Source organism: Aquibium oceanicum (assembly GCF_001889605.1).
GTDB lineage: Bacteria > Pseudomonadota > Alphaproteobacteria > Rhizobiales > Rhizobiaceae > Aquibium > Aquibium oceanicum.
Genome location: NZ_CP018171.1, coordinates 2,051,414 through 2,072,980, shown reverse-complemented (window position 1 = coordinate 2,072,980; position 21,567 = coordinate 2,051,414). Strand labels below are relative to the sequence as shown.

The 21,567-nt window shown below is 65.2% G+C and carries 24 protein-coding genes and 1 tRNA gene; 16 read left to right on the top strand and 9 right to left on the bottom strand.

Translation table 11 applies throughout. From position 1 onward, the window contains the following. Positions 1–210: 210 nt before the first annotated feature. On the bottom strand, positions 211–2,451 hold the full coding sequence (locus BSQ44_RS10245; protein ID WP_072603692.1) for a RelA/SpoT family protein: 2,241 nt from the start codon (positions 2,449–2,451) through the stop codon (positions 211–213). A gap of 105 nt (positions 2,452–2,556) precedes the next feature. Next, positions 2,557–2,964 carry a DNA-directed RNA polymerase subunit omega gene (gene rpoZ / locus BSQ44_RS10240; protein WP_072603690.1) on the bottom strand — a complete coding sequence of 136 codons (408 nt, stop codon included), beginning with the start codon at positions 2,962–2,964 and terminating at the stop codon, positions 2,557–2,559. A 253-nt stretch (positions 2,965–3,217) separates the two neighbouring features. Here rpoZ and BSQ44_RS10235 point away from each other — a divergent pair, with 253 nt between their 5' ends. The 11 genes from BSQ44_RS10235 to BSQ44_RS10190 all read left to right on the top strand — a co-directional run bounded on the left by BSQ44_RS10235 (position 3,218) and on the right by BSQ44_RS10190 (position 8,987). Further along, a complete protein-coding gene (locus BSQ44_RS10235) occupies positions 3,218–3,799 on the top strand; it encodes a LabA-like NYN domain-containing protein (protein WP_072603687.1) in 582 nt (193 codons plus the stop codon). Continuing rightward, positions 3,799–4,464, top strand: a complete 666-nt coding sequence (locus BSQ44_RS10230) for a uracil-DNA glycosylase (protein WP_072603685.1) — start codon at positions 3,799–3,801, stop codon at positions 4,462–4,464. The genes BSQ44_RS10235 and BSQ44_RS10230 overlap by 1 nt, the downstream gene beginning before the upstream one ends. 103 nt (positions 4,465–4,567) lie before the next feature. Beyond that, positions 4,568–5,047: a hypothetical protein gene (locus tag BSQ44_RS10225; RefSeq protein ID WP_072603683.1), complete on the top strand. Its 480-nt coding sequence runs from the start codon at positions 4,568–4,570 to the stop codon at positions 5,045–5,047. A 34-nt stretch (positions 5,048–5,081) separates the two neighbouring features. Next, a complete protein-coding gene (locus BSQ44_RS10220) occupies positions 5,082–5,279 on the top strand; it encodes a hypothetical protein (protein WP_072603681.1) in 198 nt (65 codons plus the stop codon). Between the two features lie 69 nt (positions 5,280–5,348). After that, entirely contained in the window at positions 5,349–6,536 is a 1,188-nt protein-coding gene (locus BSQ44_RS10215; protein ID WP_157894572.1) for a coiled-coil domain-containing protein, read from the top strand. Between the two features lie 109 nt (positions 6,537–6,645). Continuing rightward, a complete protein-coding gene (locus BSQ44_RS27755; RefSeq protein WP_256381709.1) occupies positions 6,646–6,774 on the top strand; it encodes a hypothetical protein in 129 nt (42 codons plus the stop codon). Between the two features lie 49 nt (positions 6,775–6,823). Next, on the top strand, positions 6,824–7,282 hold the full coding sequence (locus BSQ44_RS10210; RefSeq protein WP_072607984.1) for a DUF411 domain-containing protein: 459 nt from the start codon (positions 6,824–6,826) through the stop codon (positions 7,280–7,282). A gap of 12 nt (positions 7,283–7,294) precedes the next feature. Continuing rightward, entirely contained in the window at positions 7,295–7,732 is a 438-nt protein-coding gene (locus BSQ44_RS10205) for a YqaA family protein (RefSeq protein WP_072603677.1), read from the top strand. Between the two features lie 66 nt (positions 7,733–7,798). Beyond that, positions 7,799–8,002, top strand: coding sequence for a hypothetical protein (locus BSQ44_RS10200; protein ID WP_072603654.1), 204 nt, complete (start codon positions 7,799–7,801; stop codon positions 8,000–8,002). Continuing rightward, positions 8,002–8,451: a DUF305 domain-containing protein gene (locus tag BSQ44_RS10195; RefSeq protein ID WP_072603651.1), complete on the top strand. Its 450-nt coding sequence runs from the start codon at positions 8,002–8,004 to the stop codon at positions 8,449–8,451. The genes BSQ44_RS10200 and BSQ44_RS10195 overlap by 1 nt, the downstream gene beginning before the upstream one ends. Then, on the top strand, positions 8,451–8,987 hold the full coding sequence (locus BSQ44_RS10190) for a DUF6692 family protein (protein ID WP_072603649.1): 537 nt from the start codon (positions 8,451–8,453) through the stop codon (positions 8,985–8,987). The genes BSQ44_RS10195 and BSQ44_RS10190 overlap by 1 nt, the downstream gene beginning before the upstream one ends. 13 nt (positions 8,988–9,000) lie before the next feature. Here BSQ44_RS10190 and BSQ44_RS10185 read toward each other — a convergent pair whose 3' ends face one another. From BSQ44_RS10185 to dapA, 3 genes are read right to left on the bottom strand one after another with little or no spacing between them, the layout of a single operon-like run. Then, positions 9,001–9,429: a DUF1810 domain-containing protein gene (locus BSQ44_RS10185; protein WP_072603646.1), complete on the bottom strand. Its 429-nt coding sequence runs from the start codon at positions 9,427–9,429 to the stop codon at positions 9,001–9,003. 60 nt (positions 9,430–9,489) lie between these two features. Next, positions 9,490–9,969, bottom strand: a complete 480-nt coding sequence (smpB, locus tag BSQ44_RS10180; RefSeq protein ID WP_072603644.1) for an SsrA-binding protein SmpB — start codon at positions 9,967–9,969, stop codon at positions 9,490–9,492. Between the two features lie 25 nt (positions 9,970–9,994). Next, positions 9,995–10,876 (bottom strand): 4-hydroxy-tetrahydrodipicolinate synthase, encoded by an 882-nt coding sequence (gene dapA / locus BSQ44_RS10175; RefSeq protein ID WP_072607983.1) that lies wholly within the window; start codon positions 10,874–10,876, stop codon positions 9,995–9,997. 228 nt (positions 10,877–11,104) lie between these two features. Here dapA and BSQ44_RS10170 point away from each other — a divergent pair, with 228 nt between their 5' ends. From BSQ44_RS10170 to BSQ44_RS10150, 5 genes are all read left to right on the top strand, one after another. Then, on the top strand, positions 11,105–13,222 hold the full coding sequence (locus tag BSQ44_RS10170) for a lytic transglycosylase domain-containing protein (protein ID WP_072603642.1): 2,118 nt from the start codon (positions 11,105–11,107) through the stop codon (positions 13,220–13,222). An 81-nt stretch (positions 13,223–13,303) separates the two neighbouring features. Further along, a complete protein-coding gene (locus BSQ44_RS10165; protein ID WP_072603640.1) occupies positions 13,304–14,191 on the top strand; it encodes an alpha/beta fold hydrolase in 888 nt (295 codons plus the stop codon). 157 nt (positions 14,192–14,348) lie between these two features. Continuing rightward, positions 14,349–14,439, top strand: a tRNA-Ser gene (locus BSQ44_RS10160). A 271-nt stretch (positions 14,440–14,710) separates the two neighbouring features. Beyond that, positions 14,711–15,094 (top strand): helix-turn-helix transcriptional regulator, encoded by a 384-nt coding sequence (locus tag BSQ44_RS27910; RefSeq protein WP_210187934.1) that lies wholly within the window; start codon positions 14,711–14,713, stop codon positions 15,092–15,094. Further along, complete coding sequence (locus BSQ44_RS10150) at positions 15,091–16,680, top strand: tyrosine-type recombinase/integrase (RefSeq protein WP_083534678.1); 1,590 nt, start codon at positions 15,091–15,093, stop codon at positions 16,678–16,680. The genes BSQ44_RS27910 and BSQ44_RS10150 overlap by 4 nt, the downstream gene beginning before the upstream one ends. A gap of 285 nt (positions 16,681–16,965) precedes the next feature. Here the strand turns inward: BSQ44_RS10150 and BSQ44_RS10145 are convergent, their stop codons facing one another. The 4 genes from BSQ44_RS10145 to BSQ44_RS10130 form a co-directional block, all read right to left on the bottom strand. Then, positions 16,966–17,946: a branched-chain amino acid ABC transporter permease gene (locus BSQ44_RS10145; protein ID WP_072603635.1), complete on the bottom strand. Its 981-nt coding sequence runs from the start codon at positions 17,944–17,946 to the stop codon at positions 16,966–16,968. Next, the gene (locus BSQ44_RS10140; RefSeq protein WP_072603633.1) at positions 17,943–18,809 is read right to left on the bottom strand and encodes a branched-chain amino acid ABC transporter permease; all 867 of its coding nucleotides are present in this window, start codon (positions 18,807–18,809) and stop codon (positions 17,943–17,945) included. The genes BSQ44_RS10145 and BSQ44_RS10140 overlap by 4 nt, the downstream gene beginning before the upstream one ends. 6 nt (positions 18,810–18,815) lie before the next feature. Further along, on the bottom strand, positions 18,816–19,976 hold the full coding sequence (locus BSQ44_RS10135; RefSeq protein ID WP_072603630.1) for an ABC transporter substrate-binding protein: 1,161 nt from the start codon (positions 19,974–19,976) through the stop codon (positions 18,816–18,818). A 106-nt stretch (positions 19,977–20,082) separates the two neighbouring features. After that, positions 20,083–21,567 carry an ATP-binding cassette domain-containing protein gene (locus tag BSQ44_RS10130; protein WP_072603628.1) on the bottom strand — a complete coding sequence of 495 codons (1,485 nt, stop codon included), beginning with the start codon at positions 21,565–21,567 and terminating at the stop codon, positions 20,083–20,085.

Below are 21,567 nucleotides of genomic sequence, written 5' to 3'. Positions count from 1 at the left end.
GCCGGCTTCCTGCGCCGAAACAACATTCCTGCCGTCGAGCCCCTATCCAAGATTCGGGAGAGAGATAGTCCGCGATTGTGTCGCGCGTGGCCACAATCGGACCCGCCGCGCCATTCTATCGCACCGCAGTTCTGACAGAAGGTATAACGGCGCAATCAATCGTGAACAACATGGATGGTGCGCCGCAGGTCATCGCATTCGACGCAAGGGTCAGCCGTTCACCCGGCGCGCATCGCTGACTGCCGGACTGTCCTTCAGCTGCGACAGGAGCCGGTTCAGATGCTTGAGGTCCCAGACCTCCAGATCGAGCAGCATGTCGGTGAAGTCCGGAGCGGTGCGGACCATGGAGAGCGTGTCGATGTTGGCATCGTTGGAGGCGACAACCTGCGCGATCTCGGCGAGCGAGCCGGGCTCGTTGATGGCGGTCACCGATACGCGCGCTGGAAACCTCTCATTGGTGCCCTCGTCGATGTCCCAGCGCACGTCGATCCAGCGCTCGGGCTGATCGTCGTAGGCGGTCAGCGACGGCGACTGGATCGGATAGATGGTGATGCCGGAACCCGGCTGCAGGATGCCGACGATGCGGTCTCCGGGGACGGCGCCCTCGGGCGCGAAGCGCACCGGCAGATCACCGCTGACACCGCGGATCGGCACGGCCTCGGACTTCCCGTCTCCCTTGCTCTTCCTGCTCTCCTTCTTCGACGAACGGCCCGGGATCTGGAACAGCATGCCCGCGGCATTGCGCAGGTTGAACCAGCCCTCCTCGCGCGCCTTGGGCGGCGGCGCGGTGACACGTTCGTCCTTGTAGTCGGGATAGACCGCGCGCAGCACGTCGGGAGAGGATAGCTCTCCACGCCCGACCGCGGCCAGCACGTCCTCGACGTCCTTGCGGGCCAGGCGATGGAGCACGGGCTTCAGGCTCTCCTTGGAAAAGGCACGGCCGGCACGCTCGAAGGCGCGCTCCAGGATGCGTGTCCCGAGCCCGGAATACTGCTTGCGGATCGCGGCGCGGGTCGCACGCCGGATTGCGGCGCGGGCCTTGCCGGTGACCACGACCTGTTCCCAGGCGGCCGGCGGAACCTGCGCCTTGGAGCGGATGATCTCCACCTCGTCGCCGTTCTTCAGTTCAGTCATCAACGGCATGATGCGGCCGTTGACCTTGGCGCCGACGCAGGTGTCGCCGACGTCGGTGTGGACGGCGTAGGCGAAGTCGATCGGTGTGGCGCCGCGCGGCAGCGCGATCAGCCGGCCCTTGGGCGTGAAGCAGAACACCTGGTCCTGGAACATCTCCAGGCGGGTGTTCTCGAGGAAATCCTCCGGATTGTCGCCCTCCGACAGGGCCTCGATGGTGCGACGCAGCCAGCCATAGGCGTTGGTCTCCTTGGAGATCGCGTGGCCGGAGCCGTTCAGCTTGCCGTCCAGGTCCTTGTAGATGGAATGCGCCGCCACGCCGTACTCGGCGATACGGTTCATCTCGTGCGTTCGGATCTGGAGTTCGACGCGCTGGCGCGAGGGACCGACGATGGTGGTGTGGATCGAGCGGTAGTCGTTCTGCTTCGGGGTGGAGATGTAGTCCTTGAAGCGGCCGGGCACCATCGACCAGGTGGTGTGGATGGCGCCGAGCGCGCGGTAGCAGTCCTCGACCTGGTCGAGAATGACGCGGAATGCGAAGATGTCGGAGAGCTTCTCGAAGGAAAGTGCCTTCGCTTCCATCTTGCGGAACACCGACCACGGCTTCTTCTGCCGGCTGTGGACTTCGGCCTCGATTCCGTACTTCTGGAACAGGCCCGTCAGCGCCGTCTCGATCTCGCCGACCACGCCCTTGTTGCGTTCGAATATCTCCGCTAGGCGCTCGGTGACGGCCCTGTGCCCGCCGGGATTGATGTGGCGGAAGGCGAGCTCCTCCAGTTCCTCGCGCATGTCCTGCATGCCCATGCGGCCGGCCAGCGGCGCATAGATGTCCATCGTCTCCTCGGCGATACGCAGCCGCTTGCTCTCGGGCACGTGGTCGAGAGTGCGCATGTTGTGCAGGCGGTCGGCGAGCTTGACCAGAAGCACGCGGACGTCCTCGGCGATCGCCAGGAGCAGCTTGCGCAGGTTTTCCGCCTGCTCGGCCTTGCGCGAGACGAGGTCGAGTTTTTTCAGCTTGGTCAGGCCGTCGACGAGCTTGCCGATCTCGGAGCCGAAGAGTTCGTCGATCTCCTGCCGGGTCGCGGACGTGTCCTCGATCGTGTCGTGCAGCAGCGCTACCGCGATCGTCGCCTCGTCGAGATGCATGTCGACGAGGATGGCGGCGACTTCGAGGGGGTGGGAGAAGTATGGATCGCCGGAAGCGCGCTTCTGGTGGCCATGCTTCTGCATGGCGTACACGTAGGCCTTGTTGAGCAGGGCTTCGTTGACCTCGGGCTTGTAACGCTGGACGCGTTCGACAAGCTCGTACTGGCGCATCATCGACGTTTAGGCTCCGAAACGAAACATGCGCCGCGATAGACACGGCGCATGTCGTAGATAACCATGAATTCGCGTCCGCGGTAGTGCCGCGGGAGCGGGTTCGCCTCAGTAGTCGTCGCTTTTTTCCGGCGGCACGAGGCCTTCGATGCCGGCGAGCAGCTCTTCCTCGCTCATGCGGTCGAAGGTGACGGGCTCGTCCTCCTCCGGCGCGGCGGCGGCAGCTGCTTCCGGCGAGCTCTCGCTGCGCTCGATCATCTCGTGCGCGTCGGCCTCGGGCTCGTCGACCTCGACATGCTTCTGCAGCGAGTGGATCAGGTCTTCCTTGAGGTCGCCGGGCGACAGCGTCTCGTCGGCGATCTCGCGCAGGGCTACGACGGGGTTCTTGTCGTTGTCGCGGTCGATGGTGATCGATGCGCCCTGGGAGATCTGACGCGCGCGGTGACCGGCGAGCAGGACGAGTTCGAAACGGTTCTCGACCTTGTCGATACAATCTTCAACGGTTACGCGGGCCATGCAATGCCCCTTTCATAATGGATTGTTCCGGGATTGGCGGGCTCCATACGCGCATCGGTGGGAAAAAACAAGCATTCGGACCGGCCGACCCACCCGGACCGCCGCAAAGCCCGGCGCTGGCAAATCACATTTTCGCGACAAGATGGCCGTTCCCCTTTGCAGCCGATTGTGGCAGGTCTACGTGCATAATCACCACACGACATCTTCGTGCCGCTTCATTTCAGACCGTACGTTGCCCATCAAAGGAATTGCCATGTTCGATCCACGCGAAAAGATAGCCTTGTTCATTGACGGCGCCAACCTGTACGCCACGTCGCGGGCTCTCGGCTTCGACATCGACTACCGCAAGCTGCTCGCGGCCTTCAACAAGAAGGGCTACCTGCTGCGCGCCTACTACTACACCGCACTCATCGAGGACCAGGAGTACTCCTCCATTCGTCCGCTGATCGACTGGCTCGACTACAACGGCTACAAGGTGGTGACCAAGCCGGCGAAGGAGTTCACCGATTCCTCCGGCCGCCGCAAGATCAAGGGCAACATGGACATCGAGCTCACCATCGATGCGCTCGAACTGTCCGAAGTCGTCGATCACTACGTGATCTTTTCAGGCGACGGCGACTTCCGTACGCTGGTGGAAGCGCTGCAGCGGCGCGGCCGCAAGGTGAGCATCGTGTCGACCATGACCTCGCAGCCGCCCATGATTTCGGACGACCTGCGGCGGCAGGCCGATCACTTCATCGACCTTTCCACGCTCAGGAGCGAGGTCGGGCGCGATCCTTCCGAGCGGCCGCCGCGCCGCGTCGAGCCAGCCGACCAGGAAGACGACGACTACTGATGCCGCAGAATGCCGGGAGCGGCGCGGCGGAACCGTCGCGCGACTGCCCCTTGTGTCCGCGCCTGCACGACTTCATCGCCGCGTGGCGACTGAAGGAACCGGAATGGCACAATGCGCCGGTGCCGAGCTTCCTTCCGCCGGAAGGGCGCGAGAGCGTGCGCCTGCTGATTGTAGGACTCGCCCCCGGCCTTCGCGGTGCGAACCGGACCGGGCGTCCGTTCACCGGCGACTTCGCGGGCGACCTGCTTTACAGGACGCTGAAGAATTTCGGCTTCACGCGCGGCGAATTCGAGGCTCGGCCGGACGACAGCCTGGAACTCGTCGGCACCGCGATCACCAACGCGGTGCGCTGCGTGCCGCCGGAAAACAAGCCGGTCGGCGCGGAGATTTCCACCTGCCGGCGCTTCCTCGTCCCGACCATCGAAAGCTTCCCGCGCCTGGAGGCGATCGTGACGCTCGGTTCCATCGCCCACCAGTCAACGGTTCGGGCGCTGGGGCACCGCGTCGCCGCCCTGCCCTTCGTGCACGGCGCCGTGCACGAGACGTCCGGCCCGACGCTTTTCCCGAGCTATCACTGCTCGCGCTACAACACCAACACGGGCCGGCTGACCGAAGAGATGTTCGTGGCCGTGTTCGCCCGCGTGGCCGAGCATCTGCGGCGCTGAGTGACGCTCCAGTCGGGCGGGAGCGGTCCAGACCGATCCGGCCGTCCGCTTCAGGAACAATACCGGCTCGACCGTGTTGGTCTTCCAACGAACGGAGAGCGCCATGCATCGGAACGTTACCGCCATCTACCGAACGCATCAGGTCGCTGCTCTTGTCCGGCAGGAACTCGAACAGGAGGGGGTCTCTCCTTCCGCGGTCCACGTTGTACCCGACCGCGACGCCCCGGTCGGCGACGGCGGCTCCCGGGACGACAATCGGTTCTACGATCAACTGAGCGACCTGCAGCTTCCCGACGCCGATCTCAAGACCTATCAGCACAGCGTGCGCAACGGCGACTACGTCGTCTCGGCGGACGTCGACGATTCCGTGGTGCCGCGGGTGCGCGAGATCATGCGTCGCCCCGAGGAGGAGGCACGCAATCTCGCAGCACGCGACGAGGAGTATCGCGCCGAGACGATCGTGCCCCACAGCACTGCCATGGGCACCATGCGCCGCCCGGAACTTTCATGGGAGCGCGATCCCGCGGAGGAGGATCCCTACCTGCGATCCTACCGCCGGGACGCCGCGGCGCGACCCATCTGATAGCTGAACCAGGAAGCGAGACGGGACCGGACACATGGCTGACTACAGGGATCCGAAAGTGACGACACCGACCGGCCGCAAGGGCGGTGGAATGGGACGTTGGATCGGCATCGTTATCGCGGTGATCGTGATCCTCCTCCTGCTCGCCTGGCTCGGCGGCTGGTGGGGCGGCGGAGAGGTCGCTACCGTCGTTCCGGCCGACGACACCACGGTCGTCGTTCCGGCAGAGTGATCCGGCGCTAGCCGGGCGAGATGTACACCAGGCAATTTGACAGACCAACGATCCAGCGGGGCGAACGACATGTGGAACAGCTTTCGGGACGAGCTTCGGCGACCCATCCCATTGACCTTGGCGGCGCTGGCGGTGGCGGGCTGGTTCCTGCTCGTCGTCTACCTGATCGTGTTTTCGTCGCGCGAGAACGAGACCGAGGTGCGCATCGCGGAAATCGAAGCCGCCCGCGCTGACCTCGCAACCCGTATCGAGCAGCAGGAGCAGGCCGGGAATTCGCTGGAGACGCTGAACGCGCAGGTCGAGACCGTGACGGGCGAGATCGGGACGTTGCAGAATCGCCGCTCAGACCTGGCGCAAGAGGTCGAGACGCAGAGTTCGGAACTTGAGCAGCTTCGCGGCAGCGCGGATTCGCTGCGCCAGGAGATGTCGGCGATCCAGGGCCAACTCGATTCGGACCGTCAGGTGTTGGAAGATCTCGACGAGGACATCGCAGGGCGCCGGGAACTGGTGGCGCAGTCGACCCAGGAACTGGCCGACGTCGGCAGCCGCCTGGAAGAGGCACGCTCCCAGGAAAGCGAACTGCGCGATTCACTCGCCACGCTCAACGAAGAGGCTGCCGCGAGTTCGCAGGAGATCGCCGCCGCCGAGTCACGGCTCCAAGAAGCCCGGCAGGCGGAGGCCCAATTGCGGCAGCAGGCGCAGGCGGCGCGGCAGGAACTCCGACAGCTCGAGCAGGAGCGGACCGTAACCTCCACGGCCGTCGGTCAGTTGCGCGACCGCCGCGAGAGCCTGACCGGCGAGATCACCCGAGCCGAAGAGCAGCGCGCGCAGCTCCAGGGGCAGGTGACGGAACTGGCAGACACGCTCGCGGAACGGAGCGAAAGGGTCGCCGAGCTGGAACAGCACATCGCGGAGTTGCAGACCACCGCCAGCGAGGCTGCGATGGCGACGGCGTCGGGCATCTATCCCGGGACCTATCTGGGCACTTCCACCGAGACACCCGATATCCTGCTCGACGCCCGCTTCGGCGACGACGGAAGGTTCGAGATCGGGCAGCGTTCGGACAGTACGGGCGGCGTCTCCGGACGCTACGACGTCACCGACGGCGAGCTGGTGCTGAGCGAGGCGATCGGCGCGACGGGGGATGCCACCTTCCCCATGCGCTGCCCGGTGAAGCCGCAGACGGGCGGGTTCGCGCTCGCGGCGGGGGCCGAGGGATGCCCGCTGGGCGGTTTCGCCTTCCACCGGACGGACTAGCAGCCGTCCGGCGACTTTCGCCTCTCTCCAGTCGATAAAGGGATTGACCTTCCAGTGGCCGGAAGCTCCATCGTATCCATCGCTCGGTCCAAGCCAACAGCATAGGTAGATGATGATGATGGATCAGACGATGATGTCGGACGGCATGATGTGGGGCATGGGATGGTGGGGGCTGCTCCTGCTGGCGCTCCTGGTCCTGATCATTGCCGCGCTCGTGAAATACGTGTTCTTCCGCTGAACATGGTTTCGCGCCGATGCTGCCGCGCACGCCCGGAAAGGAACATCCCATGAATTCGAAAACGGCATATCTGCGCGGGACGCTGGTCGCCGCGCTTACGACACTGGTCGGCGTCGCACATGCGGCGCAGGCGATAGAGGTCTTCCGGTCCGAGTCCTGCGGCTGCTGTCTCGCCTGGGGCGAACACATGGAGGAGCACGGATTCGCCGTTTCGATGGAAAATCTTCCGATCGCCGACCTCATGGCCGCCAAGACGAAGGCGGGGCTGAAGTCCGGGCAGACCTCCTGCCACACCGCCTTCATCGACGGCTACGTCGTGGAAGGTCACGTGCCGGCGCGAGAGGTGAAGCGCCTGCTCGACGAGCGACCGGACGCAATCGGCTTGAGCGTTCCCGACATGCCGTACGGATCGCCGGGCATGGGCGAAGCCGGGCCCGACGCCGATCCCTACGACGTGCTGCTGGTGCGCCGCGACGGGACGACCGAGGTCTTCGCAAGCTATCGCTAACGGGCCGCCGTCTTGCCGAGTGATCTTGCGGTCTACGCCGGCCTGTTCGGGCTGGCGTTCGCGGCGGCAACGATATTCCCGGCGCAATCCGAGGCAGCACTCGCGGGGCTGATCGCGCTGGGGAACCAGCCGACAATGGCGCTCGTTGCGGTCGCAAGCGTCGGCAACGTGCTCGGTTCCCTTGTCAACTGGCTGCTCGGGCGCGGCTTGGAGCGGTTCAGAGACCGGAAGTGGTTTCCCGCCGGTGACAGGACACTCGACCAGGCTTCCGCCTGGTACCGAAGGTACGGCCGATGGACGCTGTTGCTGAGCTGGGCGCCGTTCATCGGCGATCCGCTGACGATCGTCGCCGGCGTGTTGCGGGAACCGCTGTGGAGCTTCCTCCTCCTGGTCACCATCGCGAAGGTCGGCCGCTACGTCCTGCTCGCGGTCGCCGTGTCCGGCCTCTAAGGCCCGCCTCCGGGCCATCTGGAACATTCATTCGCCGCGCCAGTTGGGCGGCCAAGAAGGAATGGCATGGAACTATCGAGCAAAACCGGGATCCTATCGTTCGGACCCGAGCACGACGAGAAGACGCTGCGGGGAATTGCGGCCTTCGTGAACAAGCTTTCCGCCATGTCGCCTGCGCCGCGTACCGCCGCCGGCGGCAAACGCCACCACCCCTATGAAGGCCGCGACGCGAAACCGGCCGTCCTTTTCGAGACAGCGGGAGACGAGTGATGTCCTACTGGCGCTTCGCCGCGATGATCGCCACCTCCACCGTGGTCATGTTCGGCCTGATGTACCTCAACACGTATGCAGTCGAGCATATCTTCTGGAGTGAGACGCGGGCCTGGATGGCACTGCTGATGGGCGCCACCATGGCTTTCATCATGCTCGCCTTCATGATGGGCATGTACAAGAACATGCGGCTCAACATGGCGATCTTCGCCGGCGCGATCGTCGTTTTCGCGGGTTCGCTCTGGCTCGTGCGCAGCCAGGTGACGGTGGACGATGTCGATTACATGAGCGCGATGATTCCGCATCACTCGATCGCCATCATGACCAGCAAGCGCGCACAGATTTCCGATCCGCGTGTCAGGAAGCTGGCGGACGAGATCATTGCCGCCCAGGAGCGCGAGATTTCCGAAATGAAATATCTCATCAACGATCTGCAGGAGCGCGACTGATGATGCGTATCCGAAACCTCCTGAGCGGATCAGCTGCCGCGCTGGCGTTGGTGGCGCTGCTTTCCGGCTGCAGCGATGCCAATGCGCAAGACGACGAACTCGACCAGGGGCGCGGTTCCGCCGTCGCGCGCATCCTGCCGGCGGCTGAGGTGCTGGAAGGCGCGCACATCCCGACGCTCGATCCGGCGCGCATGAACGATGCCGAGATCGCCGAGGTGCTCGGGGCGGGCCCGACATGCCTGTTCCGCTACACGAGCTCGAGCCGGCCCATCGTAGCGATCGATGACGGGCCGGCAGGGGAAGGCGACGCGGTCATCAAGCTGAACGGCGATCTGGTCCTGCTTCGAGCGGAGACCGCCGACGCGAGCATTGTCCTGGCCGCCGAGCCCATCCGCATGACGCTCGCGCCGCTGGAAGGCGCCGACGACGGGCAGCGCGAAGCGACCGCTATCTTTGAGATCGGCGACAGCCTGCGTGCCGGATACCGGGGCTACTACGACTGCGTCGAGACGCCCGTGGCGGCTGGCAATTCCTGAGACGGAATTCGCCTCAATCCTGTTCGCCAAGGATCTGCAGGGTTCGCCGGTCCGGGCCGTCGCAAAATGTGTCCAGCGCCGTCCCAAACACCGATCCCGGCCCCGCCGCCTGCGCGAATAGCGTCATTGAAGAGCAGAACTTCATGTCGTCGGGCGAGCCGAAGATGTCATGCAGGGGGCGGTCCGGCCACGCGAGGACCAACGTCGTGCATTCGACCAGCCTGTCGCCGAGCACCGGATCGGCGAGATAGGCCTTCGCCTCATCCAAGGAGCCGATGGCGTAGCGCCGCGCCATGCCGCTCGACCCAAGGCCCGCGACCTGCGGAAAGACGAACCACATCCAGTGGCTGCGTTTGCGGCCGTCGCGAAGCTCGGCGAGCACGTCGGCATAGACCGGCTCCTGCGCCTGGACGAAACGCCGAAGGTCGTGCGGATCGGACATCGTCGCGCCTCCCGGGGAGCTTTATCGACCGATATTCACGACGAGACGGGAGTCCCTCGCCTAGCCCCGTTCCTTCAGGAGCCGGCCCTTCTCGCGTGCCCAGTCGCGCGCCTTTTCCGTCTGGCGCTTGTCGTGCAGCTTCTTGCCACGCGCGACGCCGAGCAGAAGCTTGGCCCTGCCCTGGTCGTTGAAGTATATCTTGAGCGGCACCATGGTCATGCCCTCGCGGTCGACGGCCTGGGCGAGCTTGGCCATCTCGCGCTTGTTGACCAGCAGCTTGCGGCGGCGGCGCGGCTCGTGGTTGAAGCGGTTGGCCTGGAGATACTCCGGAAGGTAGGAGTTGATCAGCCAGATCTCGCCGCCCTCGTTGGACGCGTAGCTTTCCGCAATGTTGGCCTGCCCCTGACGCAACGACTTCACTTCCGTGCCGGTGAGCACGAGGCCCGTCTCGAGCGTGTCGAGGATCTCGTAGGAGAAGCGGGCCTTGCGGTTCTCGGCAACGGTGCGGTTGTTCGGATCGGCTTTCTTGACCTGTACCATGGGTGAGAAATGCGTCTTCGACGCGTCAGTTCAAGAGGCCGGCGTGTTTCATCGCCGCATCGATCTTCGCGGCGGTGGCTTCCTCGACGGTAACCAGCGGCGAACGAACGACGTTTTCGGCCCGGCCGAGCCGCGACAGGGCATACTTGGCGCCCGACACGCCCGGCTCGATGAAGATCGCCTTGTGCAGCGGCATCAGCCGGTCCTGCAATTCGAGCGCCCTGGCACCGTCGCCGGAAAGCGTCGCCTCCTGGAACTCGGCGCAGAGCCGCGGCGCGACGTTCGACGTGACCGAGATGGCGCCGACGCCGCCATGGGCGTTGAAGCCGAGCGCCGAGGCGTCCTCGCCCGACAGCTGGATGAAATCCGTGCCGCAGGTGATGCGCTGCTCGGACACGCGCTCGACCTTGCCCGTGGCATCCTTGACGCCAACGATGTTGGAAAAGTCGCTCGCCAGGCGGCCCATCGTCTCCGGCGTCATGTCGATGACCGAGCGTGGCGGGATGTTGTAGATGAAGATCGGAAGGCTGGTCGAGCGGGCGACGGTTGCGAAATGCTCGTAGAGCCCGCGCTGGGTCGGCTTGTTGTAGTAGGGGGTGACCACCAGCAGGGCGTCGGCGCCGGCCTCTTCAGCGAAGCGGGCCAGGGAGACGGCCTCCGCCGTGTTGTTGGAGCCAGCGCCGGCGATAACGGGGACCTTGCCCTTCGCCACCTCGATGCAGGCCTTCACGACCTTCCGGTGCTCGTCGTGCGAGAGCGTGGGCGACTCGCCGGTGGTGCCGACCGGCACGACGCCGTTCGAGCCTTCCCCGATCTGCCACTCCACGAAGGCCTTGAAGGCTTTCTCGTCGAAGCTGCCATCCCGCTGGAAGGGTGTCACGAGAGCGGTGAACGAGCCTCTGAACATTTTTCTGACGAACTCCGTAGGCAAGAAACGCGGAACCAGGCCGCAGGGCACGGCTCCATAGCCGATTGCAAGGCCGCGCACCATAGGCGCAGCCGCTCCGCCCGGCAACAGAGCGGCGCGGCTCGCATTGCGCGCCGGGGCGGCAACCGACATGGAAACCGGCCGTTCAAGACGCGTTATCCTTTTGGTGGCCTACTTCGAGCATGGCGGATTGATTCGGGAAACCTGATGATCTTGCGGTTGAAAACCTTCACGGCACGGGCCCCGGTCGCGATGCTGTGCCTGGCGCTGCTGGCGGGCTCCGCCGCGGCGAAGGTGGAGCTTCCCCGCAAGGGCGCTCCCATTCCCGAGCCGCGACCGTCGGTACAGGCGCAGCCCGACGTCGATACGTCCGCCACGACGAACGCGCTCGCGCAGGCGGAGGGGGACGTGGGGGCGGAGGCAGGCGTCGAGACGGAAGCGCCCGAGCTCCCGGTCGAACCGCTGACGATCGGACTGGACGCGCTGTCGAATGGCGACGTCATCGCGGCGAAGGCAGTGCGAGACGGACTGCCGGACGGCTCGCTCGACCGGCGCATCCTGACATGGTCGCTGGCGCTGGGCGGGTATGGCGAGGTTTCAAGCGAAGAGATCGCTCGTGCCGCCAACGAGCTGGCCGGCTGGCCCGGGGATTCGGTTTTTCGCCGCAACAGCGAACGCGCCGTGGCACGCGAGAAGCCGGATGCGGAACGCGTCGTGAAGGCGTTCGAGGGCACGCTTCCGCAGACGCGGGAGGGCACGGTGCTGCTTACCCGTGCCTATCTGGAGGTCGGCGAGGTGGAGAAGGCGCGGGAGACGATCGCGCGCTTCTGGGCTTCGGAGAAGCTCGATGCCGGCGAGGAGCGCGCGATCCTCAAGGAATTCGGCGACATTCTGCCCGTCGAGGCGCATCGCCGACGGATGGAGCAGATGCTCTACGACGAACGCGTGAACTCGGCCATGCGCGTGGCGGGGCTCGCCGGGGCCGAGGAACTGGCGCAAGCCTGGGGCGCGTTCATCCGCGGCGGCAAGGACGCCGGCAAACTGTTCGACGACGTGCCCGCGGACCAGCGCTCGGACGCCTACATCTACGCCAAGGCAAAATATATGCGCCGCGCCGGTCGCTTTTCGGAAGCCGCCGGACTGGTGCTCGGCGCCTCGACGGATGCCGCAGCCTTGGTCGATCCCGACACCTGGTGGGTGGAGCGCCGCGTCCTGTCGCGCGAACTGCTTGATATCGGCAAGCCGGAACTCGCCTACGAGATCGCCGCCGCACATGCCGCGGAAAGCCCCGGCCCTGCGGCCGACGCCGAATTCCACGCGGGCTGGTATGCCCTGCGCTTCCTCGACGATCCGAAAAAGGCGCATGCGCATTTCGCGAAGATTCCGGAGATCACATCTGGTGCGATCTCGCAGTCGCGCGGCTATTACTGGCTGGCGCGCGCCGCCGAGGCGGGCGGCCCGGGGGACGCCAAGACCTACTACGAAAAGGCTGCCGCGCATGGGACCGCCTTCTACGGCCAGCTCGCGGCGGCAGAACTCGGCCGTGACACGGTGTTCGCCGGCCATCCCGAGCCGTCGATCCGGAACAGGGCGGCCTTCACCAACCGCGAGGCGGTCGCAGCCATCCGCCGCCTCGAGGAGATCGGTGACACCCGGCGCGCCGACATCCTCTATCGCGCGCTCGCCGACGAACTCGCCAGTGCCGGAGAACTGGCGATGCTGTCGCAGATGGCCGAGGCGCGCGAGGACCATTATCTCGCTCTAAAGGTCGGCAAGGCGGCGGTGCTGCGCGGCATCGACATCGGCGCGCTGGCTCACCCGGTGGGGGCCATTCCCGAGACGGCGAAGATCGAGAGCGCTGGAAAGGCGCTCGCCTACGCCGTGGCGCGCCAGGAGAGCGAGTTCCGCGCGACCGCGGTTTCGGGCGCCGGCGCGCGCGGGCTGCTGCAGCTGCTGCCCGGCACGGCCCGGGAGATGGCCAGGCACGAGGGGCTCGCCTATTCCAGCGAAAAGCTGACGAGCGACGCCGGCTACAACGCCACGCTGGGCGCCGCCTTCCTCGGCCAGCAGCTCGGTCGTTTCGACGGCTCCTACGTGCTCACCTTCGCGGGCTACAATGCCGGGCCGAGCCGGGCGCGCGAATGGGCGGAGCGCTACGGCGATCCGCGCGGCAAGCCGATCGAAGAGGTCGTCGACTGGATCGAGCGCATCCCCTACACCGAGACGCGCAACTACGTTCAGCGCGTGATGGAGAACTACCAGGTCTACAAGATGCGCCTGACCGGCCGCGTCGACATCGCGGGGGACCTGGTACAGGGACGCTGAATTGCCTTCGGCGGGAGGCGACGCTACGGTCCCCTCCCCTGAGACATCGGACCGGCGCGGCCGGCCGAGCGGAGGCACGGCTTGAGCGAGACGGATGGTTACCGGGACTTCTTCTACACCTCCTCGGACGCGCTGCGGCTGCATGCGCGCATCTACGGCGATGCCGGCGGATTGCCGGTGATCTGCCTGCCCGGACTGACGCGCAACGCCCGCGACTTCCACGAACTCGCGCTCCATCTCTCGCGGCAGGGCGAGACCGGCCGCAAGGTCGTCGCCTTCGACTATCGCGGGCGCGGCGAATCCGACCGGGACGCGGACTGGCGCAACTACGACGTCAGGACCGAGGCGGCGGACGTGCTGGCCGGACTGACCGCCATGGGGATCGAGCACGGCGTCTTCGTCGGCACGTCGCGCGGCGGGATGATCATCCACGTGCTGGCCGCGACGCGGCCGGGCATTCTGAAGGGCGTCGTGCTCAACGACGTCGGGCCCCGCCTCGACGGCGCCGGACTGGCGCAGATCCGCTCCTACCTCGAACGCGCGCCGAAACCCGCCGACGTGCCGGAGGCGATCGCCATCCAGCGCAGCGCCCACGGACAGGCCTTTTCCGCGCTTGGCGAGGCGGACTGGGAGCGGCAGGTGCGCGCCAATTATCGCGAGGAAAACGGCGCGCTTGTCCCCGACTACGATCCGGCGCTCCTGAAGACGATCACCAGCATCGATTTCAACAAGCCGCTACCGGAACTCTGGGCGCAGTTCCACGGCCTCACCAAGGTGCCGATGCTGGCGATCCGTGGCGCCAATTCGAAACTGCTCTCGGCCGACACGCTGAAGGAGATGGAACGCCGCCACCCCGACCTGAAGACGGTGACGGTGGAGGGCCAGGGCCACGCGCCGCTCCTGGAGACCGGCGACCTCCCCGACATCATCGCCGGTTTCGTCACCGACGCGGAGCGCAAGGCGCACTGAGCACGCCGCGCGGCCGGCGCGGAAACCACCACTGCCACGCCCCTTCCCCGCTCGGGGCTCGGGGAAGCGGACGTCCCATTGCCCCGCCGCCGAGTTTCGGGATAAGCGGCGCGAAACCCTTGTGCATCCGGACAATCTTGTTTATCCGGGCGTCACCGGAGAGGTGGCCGAGTGGTCGAAGGCGCTCCCCTGCTAAGGGAGTAGGGCTCAAAAGGCTCTCGTGGGTTCGAATCCCATCCTCTCCGCCATCATTTTCAGCAAGTGTCCGATTTCATTCCGCTTCATAGCGCTTGTTGTAGTCAGACGCACATTAGGCCCCACATCTGCGAACGCTTGGTGTGGCTCTGCGGGTCTTAGACTGCCCTCTTGAACTGAATGGCTTGCCCTCCAGCGTCGAACTGGCTCATCCAGTCTCCATCTGACGAAAACGCGTCGTCAGACCATAGCGAACGGTCGCAAGACCTAATCGAAACTGAAAGCGCATGACGTGCACCCAACCCAGGATGGGTGAGTACGTCTATGTCTTCAGAGCGAGACAGCTACCAACAAGACCTTTTCTCACCGATTGATGATGCCTCTTCTGAAGGCTCATCTGGTGGTGAGCCGGCTCCAGAGACGCCGCCCACTGCGAAGGCTCGCATGGGAACGCCTAAGCCTTGGCCTGCCGGGGACCGCAATCTTCGGACGACCTACCCGGGCGACCGTTATCTCACCGATCGGGAAGTTGCTAAACGCTACGGTGTGTCTCGCGCGACTATCTGGCGGTGGCGCAACAACGACCCTCATTTCCCGCAGCCCATTGTGGTCTCGCCGGGTACAACGCGCTGGGCTCTATCTTGCCTTCTGGAGTGGGAGACTCGCATGCCCACTGCCCCGCGCGGCTACGTGCGCGGCAGCAAATGAGCCGCTCCTACCGCGGCATTCGGCCGAAAGCCAATCGTGTACATAGCGTCGAGGATGTCATGGAGCTTTATGACACCTGTCGAAACACGATCACCAATTGGGTCAAGGGAGGGCTTCGGCCCGTCGACCATCGTCAGCCGCAGCTGTTTCGCGGGTCCGAGCTGAAGCGCTTCCATGACCACATGCACACGATGAGGTATCGCCCCTTGTCGCTGCTCGAGTTCAAGTGCCTTCCCTGTGGGACCCGCGTCACCCCTACTCCTGAGAAGTTGTTCATTTCTCGCTTACATGGCCGAGGGCTCTGGGCGATCGCACCCTGTCCCTCGTGTGAGCGTATAGTTCGGAAGGTGATTAGTGAGACGCTATGCGACGAGCTCGAATTCTACATTGAATCCAACACCGCCCCGGGCTTGAGAGACGAAAATAAGGGCGCGCTGCAGGCTGGTATTGGGAAAGTTGAGCCCCTTCCGCTCCTCTCGCTGGGAGACAACGAGCGGATCATTTATGAGTACCAGCTTTACGGCGCACGCAATGACGAGAAGACGGTCGACGCTCACCTGGCTTCGCTTCGGGACTTCGAAACTTTCCACACCGGCAGGGACTTTCGGTCGCTCAAACCTGCGGACGCCGCCAGATATCGCGCGCACCTGATTGCGTCCGTCGGCACCCTAAGCCGATCGACCGTTCAGCATAGGGCAGCGCATCTGGCCCAGTTCACCCGATGGCTTGTTGAGCAGGACGGATACCGGAAACTAAACAAGACGATCTGCGACAACTTCAAACTGCCGAAAAGCGCTATGGCGCACGCCCCCCGCGACATTGTCAGGAACTGGCCGACTACGGATGAACTTCGTCGCATGATTTCGTGCGCGCCCGCTGCTGCCCTGATCCAACGCCGTGACCGCGCAATTGTGGCAGCGAGCTTCCTGTTCGGCACACGAAGCAATGCGACTGCGTCGCTGCGGCTCGGGTCTGTCGACATGGAAAGGCGCGTGGTTGTTCAGGATGCGACCCGAATGCGGATCAAGAACTCGAAAAGCCAGAAAACGTGGTGGTTCCCGGTCGATAGCGAAATCGGGAAAATGCTAACCGAATGGATCGAAGAACTACTCGAGCTCGGTTGCACCGCAGAAGATGCGCTGTTTCCGTCGGACCACTACTTGGCGAACACGAAGTCAATCAAGCGCTCCCCTCGAGCGGCAATAGAGCCTTGGGATACCGACGCGGGCGTGAGACGCGCCTTTAGGCGGATCTGTGAGGCAGCCGATATCGCCTACCACAGTCCGCACTCCGCGAAGCACTACCTGGGGTCGATCCGTAACGATTTCTGCAAGACATCGGAGCAGCGGCGCGCATGGTCGCAAAACCTCGGGCATGAGAACGAGATCACCACAGAAACCCGCTACCAGAAGGTCTCTGACGACCGTCAGGGCGAGATCTTCAACGGCTTTTGGCAGGACAGTCCTATGCCAGTTGAGGATTTAGTGCTTTTGGTCAGCCTGCACGAGCACGAGCTGACTCCGGGCACGCCTGACTTCTACCGCGCCCGCAAACTTTCCGACGAATGGAAATCCAGATACAGCTAGACCTGAAAACCGTTGTTCTCGATAACGGCTCGTAAGCGAGCGGCAAGAGGAGGCCGTCTCCGGACAGTCCGGTTATGGGCGCGAAACTGAGAATGCCGACGTTCGGCCAACGAGTCCTGGTCGTTCAGCTTTGTTTGCCTGCGGCCTTAAGAACCTGCCATATCGATAGACGTCCAGATGTGGGCTCGAACTGCGCCGGAAGGCCACATTCCATCTTCGGATCTGCGACGCGAAGAGCTGCCGTTCTTCAGTCGCCCCTCCGGTCTAGGTTCGACAGGATCAGAACTAGCCTTTCGGGTCCGGTATCCGGGCGCGTATCATTCCTCCCGGCCTCGACAGACGGGACAAGCTCCCAAAAGCCAGCCCGCCGACCGCGTTCAACCCGCCGGGAGCGAGCCGGATGATGAGAATGAGCAAGAGGGCGGTGACGAGGAGGTTCCAGACCGGAAGCTCGTCGAGCGCCTGCTGCAGTGCGAAGACGACGGCAGCGCCCAGCACGGGACCGAAGACCGAGCCAAGGCCGCCGATCACGCTCATCATGATCATGGCGATCGACCAGCTGAACGAGAAAGCCGAATAGGGCTCCACCGTCAGCTTCTGGAGCGCCACAAGCCCGCCGAACAGCCCTACCGCCCCGCCGCTGCCGGCCATGATCAGGCATTTGGCGAGCAGCGGGTTAACGCCCGACTCGGCCGCTGCCTGCTCGTCGTCGCGAACCGCCATGAGCGCCAGACCGAAGCCCGAGCGGTTGATGGCAAGACTGGCCGCGGTGACGGCGAGCGCCAGGCCGCCGCAGATCCAGAACAGCTTGAGATCGTCGATCGGCAGGTCGCCCGGCAGGATGATGCCGGCGGTGGCGCCGAGCGAGGGCGTGACGATGACCGCGGCCATGCAGACCAGCGCCAGGCCCATGGTGGCGACCGAAAAATAGGCGCCGCGCATGCGCAGGAAGAGCGCGGCGCTCAGGGCGGCGAGGATGCCCGACAGCACGCCGCCGATGGCGATCGCCAGTATGGCGGGTACACCGAAGAAGGTCGTGAGCACGGCCACGCTGTAGGAGCCGATGCCGACGAACATGGAGTGGCCGAGCGCGAACTGGCCGGCGAAACCGCCCACGAGATTCCAGGAAACGGCGAGGCCTGCGGCGACGAAGAAGCCGAAGCCGAGCACGAGGTCGTAGTCGGACAGCACGAACGGAGCGAAAGCGATCGCGGCCGCGCAGACCGCCAGCGCGAGCCATGACAGCACGGCGGACCGGGAACTCATGCGGCATTCCCCGTGAACAGGCCGTTCGGCCGCAGCACCAGCACGAGCACGAGAAGACCGAAGACGACGATGTCGCGGTACTCGGAGCCGACGATCACCACGCTCGCCTCCTCGACGAGACCGACCATGCAGCCGGCGAGGAGCGTACCCCAGACCGAGCCCATGCCGCCGATGACGACGACGGCAACGCCGCGCATCAGCCACAGCATCCCGCTGGAGGGTTCGATGCTGAAGCCGATGCCCACCACGATGGCGCCGAAGGAGGTGAGCACCGCACCGAGCCCGAAGCAAAGGGCGAAGACGTGACGAACGTCGACGCCAAGCGACTGCGCGGCCATGGAATCCTCGGCGGCCGCGCGCAGCGACCAGCCGAAGGTGCTGCGCGTGAGCAGGAAATGCGTCGCGGCGGTGAGGCCGAGCGCCAGCGTGATCGCCACGACCGAGACCCATCGCGTGGTGTGGCCCAGGATCTCGACGCCCGTCAGTCCGAGTAGCGAGGTGATCGCGACGGCGTTCGAGCCGAAGGCGATCTGGAAGATCGCCTGCGCCGCGATCGAAATGCCGAAGGTGCCGACCAGGACCGCCTCGGCGCTGTGCGCCATGAGATCCTGCAGCAGGGCGCGCTGGATAACGTAGGCGGCGATGAAGACGACAGGCAGCGCGCCGACCATCGCCAGGAACGGATCGAGGCCCGCGAAGGCCATAAGCGTCATGATAAGGTAGACCGATCCGACCAGGAATTCGCCATGCGCCAGGTTGAGCAGGCGCATGACGCCGGCCACCAGGGAGAGCCCCAGCGCCACGACGGCGTAGAGCCCTCCTGTGCCGAGACCTTCGATGAGGACCGAAAGCAGCTTGTCCATGCCTTGCTACTGTAGACCCTTGGCGGGTGCCTGGAGATCGGCCGAAGCCGCACCGACCGGATAGACCTGCACCGCTTCACCGTCCTGCCACTGCTGCATGATGGGTGGCAGAGGAGCGCCGTGGTTGACCGTGAAGGCGACATGGCCGATTGCGTAGTCGCCGTCGGTCTTGGCGATCTCCGCATTGATGGCGTCCGCCTCGAGGGTCCCGGCGCGTTCGATGGCGTCCACGACAACGTTGACCACGGTGTGGGAAAGCACGGCGCCGGACAAGACCTTGCCCTTGTGCTTTTCGCCGAGTGCCGCAACCACGCCTTCGACGCCAGGCCCGCCGAGGCCGCGCACCCAGACGTCCGACGTCAACGTCCCCTCGGCCACGTCGCCGAGCGCGCCCGGCCACCAGTCGCCGGAGCCGCATTTTTCACAACTCGCCAGCTTCGGGCCGTAACCCAGCGCCTTCATCTGCTTCCACAGAGTGATGGCGTCCGGAGGCACCATCTGGCCGAGCGCGATCTCGGCGCCGGCCTGCTTGGCGGAATTGATGTACTCGGCGAAGTTGGTCGTGCCGACGGGCATGCGCGCCGTGTAGACGACTTCGTACCCGGCCTGACTTGCCTGTTCGGTCCAGTTGCGCCCCCAGATCTCGCCGTCCTCGTCCGTGTTGAGGAAGAGCGCGACCTTCTTGTTGGTCTCGGCCATGTCGGCGGTTGTCCAGGTCACCTTCGTCGCCTCGGGCTCGTGGGCATAGATGTCCCAGGCGTATTTGTAGCCGCCCTCGCGGGCGTCCTGCCAAGCGTCGATGGGCACGAGCGACATGACCAGCGGGACCTTCAACTGATCCGCGGCGGCGGAGAGCGGGCCATTGAAGACGGGCGTGACGGCGCCGAGCAGCACGGACGCGCCTTCGGCCTGCACGAGCTTGCGGACCTGACCCGCCACCTGGTTCGGGTCGCCGCGATTATCCAGCACGATCAGCTTGATGAGGCGCTTCTCGTCGCCGACCTGGACACCGCCCTGATCGTTGATCTCCTTGACGGCATATTCGTAGCCGTCGCGGATCACCTCGCCGAACTGCGCCAGGGGGCCGGCCATGGGCAGGCTCGCGCCCATCACCACGTCCTCCGCGCGCACGGATGTCGCGCCCAGCACGAGCAGTGCGGCGGTCAACGCTGCGGTGCGCCTTAATTTGTGAACCGATATGCATTTCATGGTCGATGCTCCTCCCTGTGAATGCGAACCGTCTCCTGACGGTATGCCGCGCGATCCTCTCCGGTCAGGCCGTCTCGCCGAAATAGGCCTGGCGCAAAACGTCCTGCTTCATCAGCCCCTCGGGCAATCCGCCATAGGAGACGTGTCCCCGCTCGAGCACGTAGACCCTGTCGGCCACCGAGAGGCAGCGATGGGTGTTCTGCTCGACGAGCACGATGCTGACCCCGAGCGAACGGATGTGATCGAGCGCCTGATAGATCGTCTCTATGACCAGCGGGGCCAGGCCGAGCGAGAGTTCGTCGAGCAGGAGGACCTTGGGCGCCGCCATCAGCGCCCGTCCTATCGCCAGCATCTGCTGCTGACCGCCCGACATCGCGCCCGCCGACTTGTTGGCCCGCTCTGCAAGGACGGGAAACATCCCGTAAATCTCTCCGCGTCGGCGCTTGATCTCTTCGCGGGATCCGCCCGACAGGGCCGCGCCGAGGTCGAGGTTCTCCTCGACCGAAAGTCCCGTGAATAGCCGGCGGCCCTCATGGCAGATCGCCAGCCCCCGACGCGCGCGTCGATGCGGCGCCAAAGCAGTGACGTCTTCGCCGAGCAGGGAAACCGCACCCGATTTCGAAGGGACGAGACCGGCGATGACCCGGCAGAGCGTAGTCTTGCCCGCCCCGTTGGCGCCGATGATACCGACGACCTCGCCCTGCCGGAGCGTGATGCTGACATCCGAAAGTGCGGTGAGGCCGCCATATCCGGCCGTGACGCGGTCGACTTCCAGCACGAGAGGCGCAGTTCTGAGGGCGGGATCGGCCGCCTTCGGCTGCATGGCGGTGGCGGCGCCGAAGTAGACTTCCACCACTTTGGGGTCGGCCGCGACCTCCCGGGGGCTGCCTTCGGCGATGACGCGGCCCCAGTCAAGCACGATGGCATGGTCGGCGTGCCGGCCGATCACGCCCTGCACGTGCTCGACGATGACAATGGAGATGCCCCGCTGCCGGATGCTGCCGATGAGATCGGCGATGGCGGAAACCTCGGGACCCATCAGCCCGCCCGCAACCTCGTCGAGCAGAATGACTCGGGGATCGAGAGCGAGCGCACGCGCGACCTCAAGCCGCTTGAGATCGAGCAACCCCAGTTCGCCGGTCGGCGTGGCGGCGCGCGCCAGGAGCCCGCATTCGTCGAGCGTCCTGGTGACCAGCGGCGCCCGGTCCTCGCGCGCGGCGACGGCGCTGTTGGCTGCGACCTCGAGGTTCTGCCGGACCGTCAGCCGCCGGAACGGCCGCGGGATCTGACGCGCACGGCCGATGCCCAGACGCGCGACCTTGTAGCTCGGGAGATCGTCGATCCGGCGCCCATCCCAGGTGACGGTCCCCGAGGTCGGCCGCGCGCCGCCGGACAGCAGCGACAGAAGCGTGGACTTGCCGGCGCCATTGGGTCCGATCACGCCCAGCGTCTGCCCCGGGGCGAGCACGAAGCTGACGTCGCCGAGCGCCTTGACCCCGCCGTAGTGCTTGGTCAGCCCCTTCGCTACCAGTGCGCCGGCGTGCGTCAT